22 protein-coding genes, 1 pseudogene and 1 riboswitch are annotated in these 20,533 nt (G+C 31.5%); of the genes and pseudogenes, 15 read left to right on the top strand and 8 right to left on the bottom strand.

Features of this window, described 5'->3' with window-relative positions:
• Positions 1-6: 6 nt before the first annotated feature.
• Positions 7-846, top strand: coding sequence for an aldo/keto reductase (locus tag CM54_RS05690; protein WP_037549567.1), 840 nt, complete (start codon positions 7-9; stop codon positions 844-846).
• A gap of 77 nt (positions 847-923) precedes the next feature.
• Here the strand turns inward: CM54_RS05690 and CM54_RS05685 are convergent, their stop codons facing one another.
• From CM54_RS05685 to CM54_RS05675, 3 genes are read right to left on the bottom strand one after another with little or no spacing between them, the layout of a single operon-like run.
• Entirely contained in the window at positions 924-1,280 is a 357-nt protein-coding gene (locus CM54_RS05685; protein WP_023350066.1) for a fluoride efflux transporter FluC, read from the bottom strand.
• Complete coding sequence (gene crcB, locus CM54_RS05680; protein ID WP_037549565.1) at positions 1,277-1,639, bottom strand: fluoride efflux transporter CrcB; 363 nt, start codon at positions 1,637-1,639, stop codon at positions 1,277-1,279. Before crcB ends, CM54_RS05685 begins: the two co-directional genes overlap by 4 nt.
• Positions 1,640-1,693: 54 nt before the next feature.
• On the bottom strand, positions 1,694-2,002 hold the full coding sequence (locus CM54_RS05675; RefSeq protein ID WP_037549563.1) for a hypothetical protein: 309 nt from the start codon (positions 2,000-2,002) through the stop codon (positions 1,694-1,696).
• A gap of 292 nt (positions 2,003-2,294) precedes the next feature.
• Between CM54_RS05675 and CM54_RS05670 the strand changes: the two genes are divergently transcribed.
• Positions 2,295-3,008, top strand: a complete 714-nt coding sequence (locus CM54_RS05670; RefSeq protein ID WP_037549561.1) for a transaldolase — start codon at positions 2,295-2,297, stop codon at positions 3,006-3,008.
• 155 nt (positions 3,009-3,163) lie between these two features.
• Positions 3,164-3,607, top strand: coding sequence for a hypothetical protein (locus CM54_RS05665; protein WP_023350068.1), 444 nt, complete (start codon positions 3,164-3,166; stop codon positions 3,605-3,607).
• On the opposite strand, the gene CM54_RS05660 is transcribed toward CM54_RS05665, so the two are convergent.
• Together CM54_RS05660 and CM54_RS05655 are read right to left on the bottom strand one after the other, a co-directional pair.
• Complete coding sequence (locus tag CM54_RS05660) at positions 3,594-4,037, bottom strand: competence protein ComK (RefSeq protein ID WP_037549558.1); 444 nt, start codon at positions 4,035-4,037, stop codon at positions 3,594-3,596. The two genes, CM54_RS05665 and CM54_RS05660, sit on opposite strands and share 14 nt — an antisense overlap.
• Before the next feature lie 19 nt (positions 4,038-4,056).
• Positions 4,057-4,527 carry a sigma-70 family RNA polymerase sigma factor gene (locus CM54_RS05655; RefSeq protein ID WP_037549553.1) on the bottom strand — a complete coding sequence of 157 codons (471 nt, stop codon included), beginning with the start codon at positions 4,525-4,527 and terminating at the stop codon, positions 4,057-4,059.
• Between the two features lie 208 nt (positions 4,528-4,735).
• Here CM54_RS05655 and CM54_RS05650 point away from each other — a divergent pair, with 208 nt between their 5' ends.
• The 7 genes from CM54_RS05650 to ribH all read left to right on the top strand — a co-directional run bounded on the left by CM54_RS05650 (position 4,736) and on the right by ribH (position 11,717).
• Positions 4,736-4,954, top strand: coding sequence for a hypothetical protein (locus CM54_RS05650; protein ID WP_002434817.1), 219 nt, complete (start codon positions 4,736-4,738; stop codon positions 4,952-4,954).
• Positions 4,955-5,269: 315 nt separating this feature from the next.
• Positions 5,270-6,121, top strand: a complete 852-nt coding sequence (locus CM54_RS05645) for an N-acetylglucosaminidase (protein WP_037549549.1) — start codon at positions 5,270-5,272, stop codon at positions 6,119-6,121.
• Between the two features lie 315 nt (positions 6,122-6,436).
• Positions 6,437-7,927 carry an FAD/NAD(P)-binding protein gene (locus CM54_RS05640; RefSeq protein WP_037549546.1) on the top strand — a complete coding sequence of 497 codons (1,491 nt, stop codon included), beginning with the start codon at positions 6,437-6,439 and terminating at the stop codon, positions 7,925-7,927.
• 139 nt (positions 7,928-8,066) lie between these two features.
• Positions 8,067-8,203: riboswitch (FMN riboswitch) on the top strand.
• Positions 8,204-8,334: 131 nt separating this feature from the next.
• Complete coding sequence (gene ribD / locus CM54_RS05635) at positions 8,335-9,384, top strand: bifunctional diaminohydroxyphosphoribosylaminopyrimidine deaminase/5-amino-6-(5-phosphoribosylamino)uracil reductase RibD (RefSeq protein WP_037549543.1); 1,050 nt, start codon at positions 8,335-8,337, stop codon at positions 9,382-9,384.
• 6 nt (positions 9,385-9,390) lie between these two features.
• Entirely contained in the window at positions 9,391-10,023 is a 633-nt protein-coding gene (gene ribE, locus CM54_RS05630) for a riboflavin synthase (RefSeq protein WP_037549540.1), read from the top strand.
• Between the two features lie 11 nt (positions 10,024-10,034).
• Positions 10,035-11,216, top strand: a complete 1,182-nt coding sequence (locus CM54_RS05625; protein ID WP_023350073.1) for a bifunctional 3,4-dihydroxy-2-butanone-4-phosphate synthase/GTP cyclohydrolase II — start codon at positions 10,035-10,037, stop codon at positions 11,214-11,216.
• A gap of 42 nt (positions 11,217-11,258) precedes the next feature.
• Positions 11,259-11,717, top strand: a complete 459-nt coding sequence (gene ribH, locus CM54_RS05620; RefSeq protein WP_002434688.1) for a 6,7-dimethyl-8-ribityllumazine synthase — start codon at positions 11,259-11,261, stop codon at positions 11,715-11,717.
• 66 nt (positions 11,718-11,783) lie between these two features.
• Here ribH and CM54_RS05615 read toward each other — a convergent pair whose 3' ends face one another.
• Positions 11,784-12,761: a proline dehydrogenase family protein gene (locus tag CM54_RS05615; RefSeq protein ID WP_231469400.1), complete on the bottom strand. Its 978-nt coding sequence runs from the start codon at positions 12,759-12,761 to the stop codon at positions 11,784-11,786.
• 270 nt (positions 12,762-13,031) lie between these two features.
• Between CM54_RS05615 and CM54_RS05610 the strand changes: the two genes are divergently transcribed.
• Positions 13,032-13,859, top strand: a complete 828-nt coding sequence (locus tag CM54_RS05610) for an alpha/beta fold hydrolase (protein WP_037549535.1) — start codon at positions 13,032-13,034, stop codon at positions 13,857-13,859.
• 413 nt (positions 13,860-14,272) lie between these two features.
• Positions 14,273-14,674 carry a transcriptional regulator, SarA/Rot family gene (locus CM54_RS05605; protein WP_002434669.1) on the top strand — a complete coding sequence of 134 codons (402 nt, stop codon included), beginning with the start codon at positions 14,273-14,275 and terminating at the stop codon, positions 14,672-14,674.
• A gap of 77 nt (positions 14,675-14,751) precedes the next feature.
• On the opposite strand, the gene CM54_RS05600 is transcribed toward CM54_RS05605, so the two are convergent.
• Positions 14,752-15,315, bottom strand: a complete 564-nt coding sequence (locus CM54_RS05600; protein ID WP_037549532.1) for a tRNA (mnm(5)s(2)U34)-methyltransferase — start codon at positions 15,313-15,315, stop codon at positions 14,752-14,754.
• A complete protein-coding gene (locus CM54_RS05595) occupies positions 15,312-16,265 on the bottom strand; it encodes a TIGR01212 family radical SAM protein (RefSeq protein ID WP_002434687.1) in 954 nt (317 codons plus the stop codon). The genes CM54_RS05600 and CM54_RS05595 overlap by 4 nt, the downstream gene beginning before the upstream one ends.
• 125 nt (positions 16,266-16,390) lie before the next feature.
• On the opposite strand from CM54_RS05595, the pseudogene CM54_RS05590 reads away from it, so the two are divergent.
• The 3 genes and pseudogenes from CM54_RS05590 to CM54_RS05580 all read left to right on the top strand — a co-directional run.
• Positions 16,391-17,299, top strand: a pseudogene (locus CM54_RS05590) (MDR family MFS transporter); the annotation flags it as partial.
• Positions 17,300-17,590: 291 nt separating this feature from the next.
• A complete protein-coding gene (leuS, locus tag CM54_RS05585; RefSeq protein ID WP_197018893.1) occupies positions 17,591-20,008 on the top strand; it encodes a leucine--tRNA ligase in 2,418 nt (805 codons plus the stop codon).
• Positions 20,009-20,028: 20 nt separating this feature from the next.
• The gene (locus CM54_RS05580) at positions 20,029-20,340 is read left to right on the top strand and encodes a rhodanese-like domain-containing protein (protein ID WP_002434691.1); all 312 of its coding nucleotides are present in this window, start codon (positions 20,029-20,031) and stop codon (positions 20,338-20,340) included.
• Positions 20,341-20,533: the final 193 nt, after the last annotated feature.

Here is a 20,533-nt window from a genome sequence, read left to right as displayed (position 1 = left end):
AATATGATGGAAACAGTTCAATTTTATAATGGTAGAGAGATGCCTAAAGTAGGTTTGGGGACTTATAGAGTTGAGAATAGTGATCAATGTAAAGATGCTGTTAAACATGCTATTGAAAATGGTTATAGAAGTATTGATACAGCCAAAATATATGGTAATGAAGAAATGGTTGGTCAAGGGATAAAAGAAGGACTAGATTCTACAGGTTTAAAACGTGACGATTTATTTATAACTTCTAAATTATGGTTAGAAGATTATGGTCGTAATAATGTTGCACAAGCTTATGAAACAACCATTCATAAATTAGGTTTAGATTACTTGGATTTATATTTAATGCATTGGCCTGGAACAAATGAAGCAGTCATGATTGATACATGGCAGGGAATGGAAGATTTATACAAAGATAATAAAGTTAAAAACATCGGTGTAAGTAATTTTACTCCTGAAAATTTTGAAGCTTTACTCGCTCAGGTATCTATAAAACCTGTTATCAATCAAGTTGAATTTCATCCATATTTAATTCAAAAAGACTTACGTAAATATTTAGAAGCACAAAGCATCGTTATGGAATCTTGGTCTCCGTTAATGAATGCTAAAATTTTAAAAGATGAAACTATCAACGAAGTCGCAAATGAGATAGGTAAATCACCTGCACAAGTGATTATAAGATGGAATGTTCAACATGGGGTAGTTGTTATTCCTAAGTCAGTGACGCCGCATCGTATAGAAGAAAATTTAAATGTATTTGATTTTGAACTTTCTGATGCTCAGATGGAGAAAATTGATAGTTTAAATAAAGTTGAAAGAATGGGACCGCATCCTGCCGAGTATAACGGGCATAAATAATAATGATTATAAAAAAGCACTCTGATACATGTATCAGAGTGCTTTTACTATGGTCTTTTTTAAAATAGTCAACAGTATTAAAGATGAAATCCTATATAACAAGCTATAAATCCAATTAAAAATTGCAGTAGTGAATATCCTATAAAATGACCTAGTTTAAAATTGGGTGTCATGAAATGAACTAATTCATTTGTAAGTGTAGAGAAAGTAGTTAATCCGCCTAGAACTCCTGTTATAAAAAATGGAGATATCCAGTCATTTGAAATTGAAGAACCTAATGTTATCCCGCCTAGAAAACTACCTAAAATATTAACTATTGAAGTTGCTATAGGAATAGCAGAATTGAATTTTTCATTACATATATTTGTTATAAACGCTCTAATTACAGCGCCTAAACCTCCACCTAACATAACAAGAAGGATAGCTAACTTCATAATTGACCTCCTATTTTAACTCCTAAGTAACAGAAAATGATACCTAGGATGTAACTTGTCAGTCCATATATGATAAGCATCATAAAATTGTGATGATCAAATAATTGGACGAGTTCGAATTGAAAAGTGGAGAAAGTCGTCAAGGCGCCTATAAACCCTGTTGTTATTGCTTTTTTAACTAGAGGGTACCTTTTAAACAGGGTAATTGTCAAAGTGCCAATTAGTCCCATTAAAAAAGCACCTAAAAGATTGACTATAAAGGTGCCTAAGGGGAATCCCGAACTATCATTAAGCGTTGAAAAAGCGTAACGTAGTAATGCACCCAAAGCGCCACCAATAAATATATATATGTACTGCATGGGGTAAACACCTCATTAACGTTTTAACATTTAAATTTTATTTATTACATTTAATTAATTAAATATAAAACCAAATGTGTGTAGTGATGAAAGAATGTGTATCACAATAACTATAAATATAATTAAAGGTAGAAGTTTACTTGCTACTTTTATCCAATCTTTACTTTCTCTTGAATATTTAATTGATTTATCCGCAAAAATAATAGATAAAATTAAGATAATAATATTTACTATTGATGTAGCAACCATTAATTTCATAAATGAGCCTATAATATGACTCAATAAAGAATTGTTAGTATTAAAGAAAAAACTAACAATAATCATAAGTATACTTAAGTAAAAGTATTTCTTAGAACGTGCCATACGTTGCCTCCTTGATTTACATCATTACAATATAGTATCACATTTTATGAATATGAGAATAGTAAAAATAATTTGATCATTATTATAAAGATTAATGTCTCTTTTTAAACAGCGATTTTAAGGCATATCATTCGCTTGTGTGAACGGTGCATGTTATAAATATCTTATAAAGTTTTAATAATAACACGTGAAAGCTATAATTCTATTATAATTATAAATATACATACATATCTTGTTTTAAAATACTTATGAATTATCGTATTGAACGTATTGAGTTAAGGAGGAACAACAAATGACGAAGTTAAATGTAGAAGTATTTGCAGATGGCGCTGATATTGAGGAAATGAAAGTTGCTTATAATAATAAGTATGTTGATGGTTTTACTACTAATCCTAGTTTAATGGCTAAAGCAGGGGTGACTGATTATAAAGCATTTGCTGAAGAAGTAGTTAAAGCAATTCCAGATGCATCTATTTCTTTTGAAGTTTTTGCGGATGATTTAGAAACTATGGAAAAGGAAGCTGAAATCCTTAAACAATATGGTGATAATGTTTTTGTAAAAATACCTATTGTAACAACAACAGGGGAATCAACGCTTCCCTTAATTAAAAAATTATCAGCTGATAATGTGAGATTAAATGTCACAGCAGTTTATACCATTGAACAAGTTAGAGATATTACAAATGCTGTTACTGAAGGCGTACCTACATATGTTTCAGTGTTTGCTGGTCGAATAGCTGACACTGGTGTAGATCCACTACCTTTAATGAAGGAATCTGTTGAAGTTACTCATAGTAAAAAAGGTGTTAAGTTACTTTGGGCAAGTTGTCGCGAAGTGATTAATGTTATTCAAGCTGATGAAATAGGTGCAGATATCATCACATGTCCAGCTGATGTGGTCAAAAAAGTTAATTCAAATTTGGGTCGTAATATTGAAGAACTCTCAATTGACACAGTTAAAGGTTTCGCTAAAGATATTCAAAGCTCAGGTCTTTCTATCTTGTAAAGCTTAATTGTAGTTAATTTATAAAAGCAATCGATGAAGAAATAACACTTCATCGATTGCTTTTTCATTGAAGATTTTTAAGAGTGATTGCAACAGTATGATAAATAATTTATGATTTATAGTAATTATTAGATTTGAGGAGCGTACTCCAATTTATGGACAAAAAGACGTTTAAAGAAAAGGTTCAAAAACAATTATGGTTTTTAAATAAAAAAGAAAAAGAACAATTGAATAAAAAGCTAAGTCAGTTAGATAGTGAAGATAATGTAGATTTTAATAAACCCATTCAGTTTTCTAATCGTTATCTCAAAAATCATATATACGAGCATAAAAGTACTACTTCAGGTAAAACCTTTATATTACTATTTAGTATTGTTGTAACATATGCTTTATTACTTGGATTATTTTTAACAGGTTTGATAACAAGTTTAACTTCAGTTCATTACTTTATTAATCCTAAAGTTGAATTATCTAGTTTATTAGTAATTATCATTTTAATAGCAGCAATCTGTATAATGATATTGAGCCTTTATTTAATTAAAATAATTACAGCATTATTTACCAAAAAATTGCTAGAATTAAAATTTAATAAGCGCTAGTCTTTTCAATGATTTGAGCAAGAGTTAAACTTTCTTGCCATTTTTTGGATACCAGTGTATAGGGGATTTCAGTACGAAGTAGAGTCGTATTGTCGAAAATGATAATAGTAGAATCTACAGAAGAGTGAATTCCAATAATTTTACGTGCGTTAATAAAATATTTTATTGATGCACGTTTTTGTGTTAGTGGGAATAAAATTGTATCTCGATTGATATAGATAGGTATTAGTTTATTTATATTTAGTAATCTTTTAGCTTTTAACGATTGCACTTGTAATGAAGTGTGATTCAACTCAAGTAGATAGTGAATCATTTTCTGTGGTGTAAAGGGGACAGTGATATGATAGTCAGAGTATTGTATACGTGTTTCTGTCTCATTAGATATAGCAGTTTTTAAATAAAGTAAATGTCTCGTTGAATAAGTAGTCATGTTGTTCATTCCTTCATGGTTATGTAAGATTATTTAAACACTTTTGTTTAGTGGAGTTTTTAATTTTCTTTATAGAAGTTAAAGATAAATTCATGTGCTGGGCTATCTCATATTGTTTATAACCTTGAATATGAAGGCACAGCCATTGCGCTTCCTGTGGTTTGAGTTGATCAGAAAAGTCTTCTAACACTAAGTTAAAATCATTGAGGAGAATTGTAGAATCATAAGAATTGTGAAAATGGGTATCAAGCGTAATTTGATTGGATTTATTATTTTCTTTCCTAAAATGGTCTATTAAATGATATTTCAATCTCGTGAAGAGGTATGTACTTATCGAGGTTGATTTTTGTTCATCGTAATTTAGAGTGAGTTGCCACATTTTAATAAGTAAGAGTTGATAAAATTCATCATAATTATAAGTGATGTGATAGTGATTTAACAAATAATGAATAATTTTATTATAGTTTTTATAAACTTCTTCAAATTCCAAAATATGCACTCCTATTTATGTACATAAATATTATTTCCGGATAAAAAGAAGATAACTTACTTTATAAAAATTATCATTTGCGTAATTTTCCAATAAGGTGTTAAATAGTAAGCATAGACTTATTAAAACTCAAATAAAAAAGCATAAAATTGACATTAAAATGACAATTCAACATAAATAAATTTGGTATGCACTAAGGGAGGTTAATATGGATTACGCACACTTAAATTTAGAGCACTTTTTCGCACGTAACGATGATTTAGACGTAATTAGAGATCGTTCTGATTTCGTCATGATAAATAATTTTACTAATGAAATGAAGTATCGTGATGGTGAAATTGAAGGGACAATTGATTTAAATCAGTATTATTATAAAAATCGTTCACAAGCGGCTAGTTTTGTTATGATGGAATATAAAAAGTCTTAATTCATATAATATAAAAATCGAGGTTGCTTATCATCATTTAACGTTTTTTCTCATGATTAATACCCTTAATAATAGAGATTTATTGCTAGTTTTACGTTCTATTATTAGATGTAGACACTCATTTATTATCGAGTAATAAAAAATGATGAAGAAGTGAAACCTCTATTTTTATTTTTTAGTTTCATTTTTATTACTATTTATTTATGAATTTGTAACATTACCAATATAAAATTGTGAATCTGAATTAATAATGTTAAACTTTATTATCGTAATGAAACTGAATAGTTTAACAACAATGACCTAAGAGGTGTGACTATGATTAAGCACAAAAAGGGCTCTATCTTAGCTATTATAGGATTGCTAATAGTATTTGTTGTTGCTGCTGTTATTTTCTTTTCAATGATCTCTGATCAAATATTCTTTAAACATGTAAAGTCAGAAAAGAAAGTAATTAAAATCGATAAAACTCTAGATAAAGCAGCAAAGAAACAAATACATAACTATACGAGTCAACAGGTATCTAATAAAAATAATGATTCATGGCGTGATGCATCAGATGCTGAAATTAAAACAGCTATGGATAGTAGTGAATTCATTGATAATGATAAACAAAAATATCAATTTTTAGATTTATCAAAATATCAAGGTATAGATAAAAACAGAATTAAACGTATTTTATTTGATAGACCAGTATTATTAGAACATACTGATGACTTTTTAAATGCAGCTAAAGCTAAACATGTTAATGAAGTTTATCTCATCTCTCATGCGCTTTTAGAGACAGGTTCAGCTAAAAGTGAATTGTCTAAAGGTGTAGAAAGCGACGGCAAAAAATATTATAACTTTTATGGTGTAGGTGCATTAGACAGTGATCCTGTTAAAACAGGTGCAGAATACGCTAAGAAACATGGTTGGGATACTCCACAGAAAGCTATATATGGTGGTGCTGATTTCATTCACAAACATTTCTTATCTCATGAAGATCAAGACACGCTGTATAGTATGAGATGGAACCCTAAGAATCCTGGTGAACATCAATATGCAACAGATATTAAATGGGCTGAAAGTAATGCAAGCATTATTGCAGATTTCTACAAGAACATGAAGACTGAAGGTAAATACTTTAAATTATATGTATACAAAGATGATAAAGAACATCAAAAATAGAATTTAAAAAAAGCATTGCTATTTTGAGAATTTTCTCGATAGCGATGCTTTTTTTGTGAGTAGTGCAAAAGTTTATAGAGGATTTAATTTAAGTTATTTTGCTTTATTTTTACTGGATAACCATGTGAACAGAATGATAAATACAATTAATATTTTTGTTAGTAGTTTCATTATTTCACCTCGACAAAGTGATTTTAGCATATCTATATAAGATTAAAAGTAATTAGTAAAGGATATTTTTATAAGGTGTATATTTTTTAAGCTTTCACATTAATTGATATAATAACTGAATACATAAATAGAAGGATGATGAATATGCGTGTGGCAATAATCGGTATGGGAACAGCTGGTGTGAGTGTTTTACGACAACTTGTTAAACATGAAGATTTTTCCAAACTTAAAGTGGATGTGTACGACGATGCAAAAAATATGGGGCAAGGTGTACCATTTCAGAATGACAGTAGTGAATTATTAATAAATATGCCCTCAAAAAAAATGAGTTTAAATCTAGATGATGATGAAGAATTTTGGAAATGGTATCAACAACAAACCGAATTTGATTTTCCGAATCCACAGTACTTACCAAGGTTTGTTTTTGGTCATTATATGAAGTCACATCTTTCTCGATACGACCAACAATACGAGAATCTAACAATTATTAATGATAAAGTTCAGGAAATCTTTACTAACTCAAATGTGGATGATACGAAGTTAAAGTATTATGTATGTACATGTGAAGATGATAAAGAATGGCGAGAATATGATTATTTATTTTTAACGTTTGGTACGTTTAGTTATCACGATCCTTATCATTTGAAAGGTAAAAAAGGATACATCCAAACACCATATCCAACATATAATACATTAGATCATGTAGATGATTCAGATAGGATTGCTATTATAGGTACTGGGTTAGCGAGTTTAGATGCAGTGAGATATGTTGCTGCACATCATCCTAATTTGCCGATAACAATGACAAGTCGTTCAGCCTCTTTACCTAGTGTAAGAGGTAAGATGATAGATATACAATTTACTCATTTAACTAAAGATCATTTTAATGGAATTAAGGAAAATAATTACGGTAATGTACCTTTAGATAAGGCAGTTGCTTTGTTTTTAAAAGAGTGTGAGGATTATGAAATTGATTTTCAAAAATTAGTGAATAGAAGAACTGGTCACCATATTAAAGATTTACAATTTGATTTAAATAATGAAATACAAATGGGAGTATTTCAAAGTATCATTGAGCATTTGAAAGAGAATTTAGATTGGATTTGGAATAGTTTAAGTTTAAGAGATCAAGAATTATTTAATCAAAAATACTCAAAAATGATTCAATTAAATTCAAACCCTATGCCTCCTAGAACTGCTAAGTTACTTATACAGTTAATTGAAGAAGGATATCTTGAAATAAAGAAAGATTTAGAAGATATTCAACATGACAATAATCAATTTTATTTAAAATTTAATAATGAAGATCAAGAAACTGAATTATTTGATGTAGTGATTAATGCAACAGGATCCAAAACACACCTCGGACAATTAGATGAAGATGATCAATTGATGTTAAATCTTGAAAATCGTCAAATTGTACAAAGACATCCTATGGGTGGCATTCAAATTATTCCTGAAACCAATCAAGTCATTAGTCCAAGATATGGTACGTTGACGAACGTCATTGCCATTGGTCAAATGACAAATGGTGTTAACAAATTACGTAATGGTGTGAAGATGATTGTTGATCAAGTAGTGAATACAGTATCTCACTTATATTTGACGCAAAAAGAAATGGAAAAAAATAGGTAAATTATCGACTAACGGATAAAATTCCACTAATAAATAAAATTTGATTGATGCTATTAAATTGAGTTTTGAAATCAATTATAGTAAGATTTTATTTGTAGTTATTAACTACATCACTCAATTAACCAATAACAATTTCATATAATTCTTTCGGGGCAGGGTGTAATTCCCAACCGGCAGTAAATTAAGCCTGCGACCTGCTAATATTTAATAATATTGGTGGCTGATCTAGTGAGAATCTAGAGCCGACAGTGAAAGTCTGGATGGGAGAAAGAATATAATTACTCGACAAGCAAATTTGTAGGACTATGTCTTATAGTAAACAAATATGCTTATTTAAAGATATATTATCAATCTCCTTATGCCTAATTAAATTGGTGTAAGGTTTTTTATTTTGTTGAGGTGATAAATTGAGTCGATTTATGAATTATGCCATTCAACTTGCTCAAATGGTTGATGGTCAAACTGGTATAAATCCGCCGGTTGGTTCTGTAGTGGTTAAAGATGGTAGAATTGTCGGTCTAGGCGCCCATTTGAAAAAGGGTGATAAACACGCAGAAGTACAAGCATTAGATATGGCGGGAGAAAATGCTAGAGATGCAACTATATACGTTTCTTTAGAACCTTGTACTCATCATGGTTCTACACCACCTTGCGTAAATAAAATTATTGAATTTGGTATTCGTAAGGTTATCTATGCGGTAAAAGACACTACCTTAGCTTCTAAGGGTGATGAAATACTTAAAGAAGCTGGTATTGAAGTTGAATTTCAATTTAATGAGAATGCCGCTGAACTTTATAAAGACTTCTTTACTGCTAAAAGAAATAGCATTCCAGAGTTAACTGTTAAAGTTTCATCAAGTTTAGATGGCAAACAAGCCACTGATTCTGATGAGAGTAAATGGATAACTAATAAAGAAGTTAAAGAAGATGTTTATAAGTTGCGTCACGAGCATGATGCTGTATTAACAGGTAGAAAAACGATAGACGCTGATGATCCATTGTATACGACTAGAGTTCAGGATGGTAAGCATCCAATTAGAGTTATTCTATCAAAGTCAGGACAAATTGATTTTGAGCAACAGCTATTTGCAGATACTGCTTCACCTATTTGGATTTATACTGAAAATGAAAATTTAAAAAATCAAAGTAATGATAAACATATAGAAATTATTTGTTTAGAAAAATGCGATAGTACAGCTATATTAAAAGATTTATATCAAAGAGGTATTGGAAAACTGCTAGTCGAGGCAGGTCCAAATGTTACTTCACAATTTCTCCAATCTCATCATTTAGATGAACTCATTCTTTATTTAGCCCCGAAATTAATAGGTGGTTCAGGTAAACATCAATTTTACAAAACTGATCAAGTCATTGATTTACCTGAAGCAACTCAATTTGAAATTGTTTATTCCAAGTTAATTAATCAAAATTTAAAATTGAAACTACGAAAGAAGTGAATGCCTATGTTTACAGGTATCGTTGAAGAAATTGGTATCGTTCAACAAGTGCGTTCTGAGAAATCAGTGAGAACTATAGAAATTAAAGCGAATCGCATTCTTGAAGATATGCATATCGGTGATTCTATAAGTGTAAACGGCGCATGTTTAACGGTGATTGATTTTAATGATACAGCTTTCTCAGTCCAAGTGATTAAAGGTACTGAAAATAAGACCTACCTAGCCGATTTACAACGTCAGGCTGAAGTAAATCTTGAGAGAGCGATGAGTGGTAATGGCAGATTCGGTGGACATTTTGTTCTTGGACATGTTGATGAACTTGGAACGATTTCTAAAGTTAATGAATCAGCTAACTCAAAAATAATTTCAATCAAAACTTCAAAAAATGTTTTAAATCAAATGGTACAACAAGGTTCTATCACTGTTGATGGCGTAAGTTTAACAGTCTTTGATCTTCATGAAACCACATTTGATATTCATCTTATTCCAGAGACGCGTAAGTCTACAATTTTATCAGATAAAAAAGTGGGCGATGCAGTTCACTTAGAAACAGATGTACTTTTTAAATATGTGGAAAATATCATGAATCATCAAAAATCTGAACTAACAGAAGATAAATTGCGTGCATTTGGTTTTTAGGAGGAATTTATATGCAATTTGATACAGTTGAGTTAGCTATAGAAGCTTTGCGAAAAGGTGAAAGTATCATTGTAGTAGACGATGAAGACAGAGAAAATGAAGGTGACCTTATCGCAGTTACTGAATGGATGGCTGACGATACGATTAATTTTATGGCAAAAGAAGGACGTGGTCTCATATGTGCACCTTTAGATACTTCAATTGCTAAAAGGTTAGAGCTAAATGCTATGGAACCGCATAATACTGATGCTTATGGTACACATTTCACCGTGAGTGTAGATCATAAAAATACGACTACAGGTATTAGTGCCTATGAGAGAACAATGACAGCAAGAGCACTTATAGATCATCATGCTAATGCCGAAGACTTCAATCGCCCTGGTCATTTATTCCCATTAATTGCTAAAGATAATGGTGTACTAGAACGTAATGGTCACACAGAAGCGGCTGTAGACTTAGCAAAATTAACTGGAGCTAAACCAGCAGGTGTGATATGTGAAATTATGAATGATGATGGAACAATGGCTAGAGGTGAAGACTTACAAAGTTTCAAGGAACGCCATAACTTAAAAATGATTACGATTGAAAGTTTAATTGAATATCGTAAGCAATCTGAGTCACATGTGAAGTTAAATGCTAAAGTTAATATGCCGACAGATTATGGAAAATTTGATATGTACGGTTTTACAACTGACTTAAGTGATGAAGAAATTGTAGTGATTGCTAAAGGATCAATTCGTTCAAATGAAAATGTTCGTATACACTCTTCATGTCTAACTGGTGATATATTCCACAGTCAAAGATGTGATTGTGGTGCTCAACTTGAAGCATCAATGAAATACATCGATGAACACGGCGGTATGATTATATATCTACCACAAGAAGGACGAGGTATAGGATTGATGAATAAATTACGAGCTTATGAATTGATTGAAAAAGGTTATGATACCGTAACTGCAAACCTCGCTTTAGGATTTGATGAAGATTTAAGAGACTATAATATAGCTGCTCAAATTTTAAAATATTTTAACGTTGAAAAAGTTAACTTATTAAGTAATAATCCTAAAAAATTTGAAGGATTAAAAGAATATGGTATTAACATTGAAGATAGAATTGAATTAATTGTTCCTGAGACTGCATATAATCATAAATATATGGAGACGAAAAAGTCGAAAATGGGTCACTTAATTTAATTGTAAATTGAGTATGTAAACACATTAAGGAGGAAATAAAATATGAATTTTGAAGGTAAATTAGTAGGTAAAAATTTAAAAGTTGCAATTGTAGTAAGCAGATTTAATGATTTTATTACAGGTCGTTTATTAGAAGGTGCGAAAGATACATTAATTCGTCATGAGGTCGAAGAAGAACAAATTGATGTTGCATATGTACCGGGTGCTTTTGAAATTCCATTAGTTGCTAAGAAATTAGCTCGAAAAGGTGACTATGACGCAGTAATTACACTTGGATGTGTTATTAGAGGGGCTACTTCTCATTATGATTACGTTTGTAATGAAGTTGCAAAAGGTGTTTCTAAGGCAAATGAAGTATCAGAGGTACCAGTTATTTTTGGTATTTTAACAACTGAAAGTATTGAACAAGCTGTTGAGAGAGCGGGTACAAAAGCAGGGAACAAAGGTTCTGAAGCAGCAGTAAGCGCAATTGAAATGGCTAACCTAATCAAACAAATATAGACAAAGCAAAGCGACACGGAGAAGTGATAATGGTGCGTAGTTTACTTCTCCGTGTCGTTTGGTTTGTTACCTCTTGAGTAGTTTGGTTGCTATGGCTAGGGTAGAGGCTAAGCCTGTGGCCACGCTGCCGTAGAGGGCTATCCTTTTTAAAACTTTAGGGTTTGAAAATTCTTTAAATGCAAGTGACAGGTTCTGAGGTCTTTCAGCTAATCTTCTCATGAAGTAAGCGAACCAATCATCTCCAAAAGGAACATAAACTGTAAAATGATAGCCTTCATTGGCAATGGATTGAGCAAGATCAGAACGAAAGCCGTATAACATTTGAAATTCCATTTGATCTTTTTCAATGTGATTTTTCTTCATAAATTGTTTAACATGACTAATGATTTGATCATCATGAGTCGCAATTGATGTATAATTACGTGCGTTTAAAAGTCTTTTCTCTATAATTTTAATATAATTGGAATCAATGTCTTCTTTGGTTTGATAGGCGATAGTTTCATCTTCTTTATAAGCACCTTTAACTAATCGCAATCGTAAGTCTGGGTATTTATCAATTAAATCTTCAGCTTCATATAAGTACGCTTGAACTACCGTACCGACATTTTTAAATTCTCCTTTGAGTTTATCAAGTACATGTTGTATCTGTTGTAAACTATGATATTTCTCAGTATCAATGTTAATGTGCATTTTGCCACACTCATCTGCTTTAAGAAGTATTTCACGCATATTCTCATAAGCAAGATCTAAATCAAATTCACTGCCTAATTGACTGATTTTAACTGACATGTGTGCCTCAACATTAAAATATTGAATTGCTTCAATAATTTCTAAAATTTGTTGTTTTGCATGTAAACTTTCTTCTTTAGTTTCAACAAATTCGCCTAAACAGTCAACAGTGACCGCAATTCTATATTCATTAAGATATTGAATTGTTTCAATTAGTTGAGGAATAGTATTTCCAGCTACTACTTTATTAGCACCCATTCTAGGGCCAACCTTTTTAGCAGTTTCATTTAAATAAGTATTATTAGATAATGCGATAAAAAAATCTCAGAAAAGTGACATATGTAATACCTCCAATACATTGATACATTAATGTTTAAAAATAGTGTATCACGAAACTAATGTTTGAGAAAGCGTTTACATAACGCATTAAAACACTAATAGAGTAGTTTTATACTTTATATTCAAGGTGGTAATATCTACAATTACATTAATTTTCAGTGAAAGTTATGCTAAAAATGGTAATAAATATGTTTGTTTTGATATAATTGTACTATTAAAGAATAAATAAAAAGGGGCAGTCTTAGAATGTGGAAGTGGGAAACAGAAAATGACGCAAAAGGCGTCGTAGTCATTGCTCATAATATTTTAGAACATACTGGACGATATGCATACGTTATTACCATGTTACGAAGAAATGGTTATCATGTTATTATGGGAGACTTGCCTGGACAGGGACAAACCTCACGAGCAAATAAAGGTCAAATCGATGACTTTAATACATATCATGAAAATTTATTAGAATGGATCAAAATAGCCAATGAATATAAAATTACTACCTTTGTTTTAGGTGTTGGTTTAGGTGGTTTAATTGTCTTAAATCTCTTAGAAAAGGCTGAATTACCTATTGAAGGTGTAATGCTATTGTCTCCTATGCTAGAACTTAGAAGAACTGGTAAAGGTCGAAAGAATAAAATTATCTCTAATTTAGGTAAGATGTCCAAGGATACTAGGTTCAAAGTGGGCATCTCTTCACAAGATTTAACTCGAAATGAAGAAATTATTGACGAAACAGATAATGATGGTCTCATGTTGAAGAAAGTAACGTATCGTTGGTATAACTTAATCGTTGAAAAAATGAAAGAGACAATGGATCATATTAAAGATATTAAACCATTACCAGCGCTTATCATGTATGGAACTGAAGATAAAATTTTAGAAACTGATGCTATCACAGAACTTAAAGATAAATTAGCTAGTAATGAATTGTACTTTAAGGCTTGGAATGGTTTATATCATGAAATTCATAATGAACCCGAGAGAGATCAAGTTATGAGATATGTTCTTACTTTTTTAAATAATAGTGTTAACACAATGGGGTTTGTGGTTAAAGAGGAAGAAATAGAAGATATTTAGGTTAAGAAAGAGCTTGCGTAATGTAAGCTCTTTTTTTTAGAATATTTAATTCAAAATATCATTTTATTGTAGCTAAAAACAATTTACAATTTTAATAGAGATATTTAACAAAAACATTGCATTTTAATTAGGAACTTGATATATTTTGTTTGTATAAATAATATAATTTTAATATGTATTGAGACTAGAAGTTGAACTAAAATTATATTATTATTTGGGATGTTTTATTATATGTACTAATGCTTCTAGTCTAGTTCTAATCAAAGGCACTAAATTTGATTTTAAATTAACACATTCAATTAAATAATAGGGAAAATTAGATATTTTTTTAATTTAACCGGTTTTAATTATTAAGGGAGAACCGGTTAACTTAGAAAAATATTAACAGTTATTTTATTTGGGAGATGTTAATTTTGACTAAAAGTGAAAAAGAGAGAGTACATGGAATTTTGCAATTAGAGGCATTACTTTCTGACATTAACTCGATTTTTGATACAATCAAAAAAGAGTATAAAATGTCTAAAGAAGAAGTTTTAATTTTACTTACACTTTGGGAAGAAGGTTCAATGACTCTTAAACAAATGGATAAATTCGTTCACATTAAGCCATATAAACGTACAAGAACGTACAACAACTTGGTTAATCTTGAATGGATTTATAAAGAAAGACCTCAAGATGATGAACGAACTGTAATTATTCATTATAATGAAAAACTCAATTCCCAAAAAGAAGATTTACTTAACTTTATTGGACAATCAATTAGAAGTAAATCAGAGCCAATGCAAAATAGTTTAAAATCAATTTTAGCTGTTTAACTAGTCTTATATTTTATTATTAAAAGAGATCTTATTCTACGCTTAAATCAAAGGTAAGAATAAGATCTTTTATATATTTATATTCTTTTTTCGATTGCACATATGAAAGGTGCATTATTTTTTTGATTAATAAATTGATACTGTAAAACATGCGCTTTCTGTTGATCAACTTCTTTAAGATATTTTAAAAGTGCGTCTCGCTCCAATTTACCCTCATCATGTCCATGATAAATAACTAGAATAATAATACCTTCGACACGCATCATATCAAATATTTCCTCAATAGCTTTAATAGTTGAATCCGGTTTAGTAACTATTGATTTATCACCTTTGGGTAAATAACCTAAATTGAATATAGCGCAATCAATGAGATTTAGATGTCTTTCTAAGACGTATTGTTTTACATTTTCATGACTGTCTTGAATTAAAGAAACATTGTTAAAATCACTTACTTTGAGTTGAGTATTATCTATCGCTTCTTTCTGAATATCAAATCCATAAACAAACCCATTAGTGACTTTTTCAGCAAGATATAGCGTATCATTACCATTTCCACAAGTAGCATCAATGACGATACTACTCTCACAAACATGACTATCAATCAATGACTTTGAGAAGGGGAGAATACGCTCGATTTTCATGATTTAACCTTCTGCTCAAATTTTTTCCCTTGATAAGAGCCTCTACGTTCTAATTCATTATCAATTTCATTTAAAACTTCCCATTTATTTACACTCCACATTGGTCCAACCATTAAATCGATAGGGCCATCACCTGTAATACGATGAACAATCATTTCAGGAGGAATGACCTCAAGTTGATCACATACTAAATTTGTATAGTCTTCTTGACTCATGAATTCTAACATGCCTTTTTCATATTGTTTTACCATTGGTGTTCCTTTTAATAAATGAAGTAAGTGAATTTTAATGCCTTGAACATCCATTTGCGCAACTTCTTTAGCAGTCTCCATCATCATATCGTAATCTTCGCCTGGTAAACCATTGATGATATGAGTACATACATTAATGTTATGTTTACGTAATTTCGCTACGCCTTCATAATACGTTTGCATGTCATGTGCACGGTTAATTAAATCAGAAGTAGTTTGATGAACAGTTTGTAAGCCCAACTCAACCCAAAGATAAGTTCGTTCATTGAGTTCAGCTAAGTATTCTACTACGTCATCAGGTAAACAGTCAGGACGTGTGGCTATGGATAAACCGACAACACCTTCTTCTTTAAGTACTGGTTCATATTTTTCTTTCAGCACTTCTACAGGCGCATGTGTGTTAGTGAAGGCTTGGAAGTAAGCAATGTATTGTCCTTCGCTCCATTTTTCATGCATTCTTTCTTTAATCTGTTGGAATTGTACTTCAATGGGATCAGCTCTGTTACCAGCAAAGTCACCACTTCCTGCAGCTGAGCAAAAAGTACAACCTCCATGTGCGACAGTACCATCTCTATTAGGGCAGTCAAATCCACCGTCTAAAGCAACTTTAAATATTTTTCGTCCAAATTTATTTTTTAAATGATAATTCCATGTGTGATATCGTTTATTTTCAAAAGCATACGGGAAAAAATTACCCATAATACATTTTCCTTTCTATTTTAGTTCTAAGTACAGATTTTAACATATTTTAGTGTTATAGTGTCTATTGTAGATTGAGAAAAACATAAAGAGAGGGACTCAAGATATGAATATACCTAAATCAGTTTGGTGGCGGTATGATTGTCCCAGCAATTTATGCTATGGCCGGAGCAGTATGGCCAAATGGGGGACGACAAACATTTAATGCCATTTATTTAGCACAAAATATAGGTGTTGCATTGGGCGCAGCACTTGGAGGATTTGTTGCTGAATTTAGCTTTAATTTTATTTTTCTAGCTAATTTAGTTATGTATGTTTTATTTGCTCTTGTTGCAATTACACAATTTAATTTGGAAATTCATGCTAAAGTTAAGCATCAAGATGCAGTTGATTTAAAAAGTAAAGAAAATAGAAAACGTTTTACAGCAATGATGTTGGTATGTGCGATGTTTGCTATTTGTTGGATTGCCTATATTCAATGGGAAACAACAATTGCATCCTTTACTCAATCAATCAATATCTCTATGTCTCAATATAGTGTGCTTTGGACAATAAACGGTATTATGATTTTAGTAGCACAACCACTTATTCGACCAATTATTGTAATTTTAAGAGGGAACTTAAAACATCAAATGTTCGTTGGTATTTTAATCTTTATGAGTTCTTTCCTTGTTACAAGTTTTGCACATCACTTTGCTATTTTCGTTGTAGGTATGGTTATTCTTACATTTGGTGAAATGTTTGTATGGCCTGCAGTTCCTACTATTGCCAACAAACTTGCACCTGAAGGTAAACAGGGTCAATACCAAGGCTTTGTAAACTCTGCTTCTACAGTTGGTAAAGCCTTTGGACCGTTTATTGGTGGTGTACTCGTAGATGCAATGAATATGAGTATGATGTTTGTAGGAATGATAGTATTACTTTGCTTCGGACTCATTTTCCTAAGCATCTTTGATAGAGGTTTGCCTAAAGATAAAAATGAAACCCCTATACCTAGAAGAGGTAAGAGAAGAAAATCAAAAGCTTCTAAATAAATATAATATGGAAGAAATAGCTTTAACTACTTGCAATAATACGTTTGATAACATAAGATTAAAAATGAATAGAAAGAAGCATTTAGAGGCTTTTCTACAGAGAACTAGTAGTGGTGAGAACTAGTGTTAAGGACTAAATCGTTTCCAATAATTAAATGAATTTAATGAGACATCTCTAACTATTTTAATGAAGTGCGCTTGATAAGCGAATAAGGGTGGTAACGCGGCATCACTGTCGTCCCTTTATACACACAATAGTAGAGGTGTCTTTTTTATGAAATAGGAGGAAATGTGTTGAATTACAATCACAAGGAAATTGAAAAAAAATGGCAAGATTATTGGGCAGAAAATAAAACATTTAAAACAAGTGACAATTTAGGTCAAAAGAAATTTTATGCGTTAGACATGTTTCCTTATCCATCTGGTGCAGGATTACACGTAGGACATCCTGAGGGATACACAGCTACTGATATTGTTTCAAGATATAAGCGTATGCAAGGATATAATGTGCTACATCCTATGGGATGGGATGCCTTTGGTCTACCTGCTGAACAATATGCGTTAGATACTGGAAATGACCCTCGTGAATTTACTAAGAAAAACGTACAAACATTTAAACGTCAAATTCAAGAATTAGGTTTTAGTTATGATTGGGATCGAGAAGTAAACACCACTGATCCAGAATATTACAAATGGACACAATGGATTTTCATTCAACTTTATAATAAAGGTTTAGCATATGTTGATGAGGTTGCGGTGAATTGGTGCCCAGCTTTAGGCACAGTTTTATCAAACGAAGAAGTCGTTGATGGCGTTTCAGAGCGTGGTGGACACCCAGTTTATCGTAAACCAATGAAACAATGGGTACTAAAAATTACTGAATATGCCGATCGTTTATTAGAAGATTTAGATGACTTAGATTGGCCTGAATCAATTAAAGATATGCAACGTAATTGGATAGGTCGTTCTGAAGGTGCGAAAGTATCCTTTAATGTTGAGGACACTGATAATAAAATTGATGTCTTCACAACACGTCCTGATACAATTTTTGGTACGTCATTCTTAGTATTAAGTCCTGAACATTCACTTGTTAATAGCATTACTTCTGAAGACAAACAAGAAGAAGTCAAAGCTTATCAAGAAGAAGCTTCTAAGAAATCAGATCTAGAACGTACTGATTTAGCTAAAGGAAAAACAGGCGTTTTCACAGGTGCATATGCAATTAATCCTCTTTCTGGTGAAAAATTGCCAATTTGGATTGCTGATTATGTACTATCAACATATGGAACTGGTGCAGTTATGGCGGTTCCTGGACATGATGAACGTGATCATGAATTTGCAAAGAAATTTGATTTACCAATCATTGAAGTCATCAAAGGCGGAGATGTTCAACTAGAAGCATACACTGGTGAAGGTGAGCACGTTAATTCAGGTGAACTCAATGGTCTTGAAAATGAAGCTGCCATTAGTAAAGCAATTGAGTTATTAGAAGATAAAGGCGCTGGTGAGAAAAAAGTTAACTACAAACTGCGCGATTGGTTATTTAGCAGACAGCGTTACTGGGGTGAACCAATTCCAATTATTCATTGGGAAGACGGTTCAATGACAACTGTGCCTGAAGAAGAATTACCTTTATTACTGCCAGAAACTAATGAAATTAAACCTTCTGGAACTGGGGAATCTCCTCTAGCTAATATTGATGAATTTGTAAATGTGATTGATGAAAAGACAGGCATGAAAGGACGTCGTGAAACGAATACAATGCCTCAGTGGGCAGGAAGTTGTTGGTATTACTTACGTTATATTGATCCGGATAATGAAAATATGATTGCTGACCCTGAAAAATTAAAGCACTGGCTACCAGTTGATTTATATATTGGTGGGGTAGAACACGCAGTACTTCATCTATTATATGCAAGATTCTGGCATAAAGTTCTTTATGATTTAGGTGTAGTTCCTACAAAAGAACCATTCCAAAAATTATATAACCAAGGGATGATTCTAGGTGAAGGCAATGAAAAAATGAGTAAATCTAAAGGAAACGTTATTAATCCTGACGATATCGTATCTTCACATGGCGCGGATACACTACGTCTATATGAAATGTTTATGGGACCACTTGATGCAGCTATTGCTTGGAGTGAAAACGGCTTAGATGGTTCAAGAAGATTCCTTGATCGTGTATGGAGACTTATCGTTACTGAAGATGGCTCAGTAAATAACAAGATTGTAGAGTCTAACGATAAATCATTAGACAAAGTTTACAATCAAACAGTTAAAAAAGTTACTGAAGATTTCGATGCGCTTAGCTTTAATACTGCAATCAGTCAATTAATGGTATTTATTAACGATTGTTATAAAGCTAATGAAATTTATAAACTTTATATTGAAGGTTTTGTAAAAATGTTAGCGCCAATTGCTCCTCATATTGGTGAAGAGTTATGGAGTAAACTAGGTCATAATGAAACTATAACTTATCAACCATGGCCTACATTTGATGAAAGTCTACTTGTTGACGATGAAGTTGAAATTGTAGTTCAGGTTAATGGCAAAGTCCGTGCTAAATTAAATATTCCAAAAGATTTATCAAAAGAGGAAATGCAAGATTTAGCTTTGGCTAATGATAATGTTAAAATGAGTATCGAAGGTAAAGAGATTAAAAAAATTATCGCAGTACCTCAAAAATTAGTTAACATTGTTGCTAAATAAATATTAAGGAGAGATTATTAATGGAATCAATTACAGTAGATGAACTAAAGAAAAAAGTGTTGGATTCTAATCCAGTTAATATCGTAGATGTTAGAAATGATGAAGAAACAGCTATGGGTGTTATTCCTGGAGCTAAAACGATTCCAATGGATCAAATTCCTGATAACTTAAATGAGTTTAATAAAGACGAAACATATTATATTATCTGTGCTGCTGGAGCTAGAAGTGCTAAAGTCGTTGAATATCTTGAAGATAAAGGTATTCATGCTGTTAATGTTGAAGGTGGCATGAATGAATGGGGAGATGAAGGTACTGTTATCGACAGTATTTAAACTCATCTTAAGTAAATGTTTTTATCACACTAGTCCGACAAGGGCTAGTGTTTTTTTGTACAAAAAAAGATTTTTGCAATATGTTATGTGTTAGGAAACAAAATATTATTAATAAATTTCAATTGAGTTAAAATAATTTTATACAATAGTAGATTTTAAATATTATAGATGATAAAATTAAACAGACTAAAAA

The sequence above is a fragment of the Staphylococcus sp. TE8 genome (assembly GCF_000692055.1).
GTDB classification, from domain to species: Bacteria; Bacillota; Bacilli; order Staphylococcales; family Staphylococcaceae; genus Staphylococcus; species Staphylococcus capitis.
Note: the sequence above shows the minus strand (reverse complement) of the source record. Positions and strands in the feature narration are given on the sequence as shown.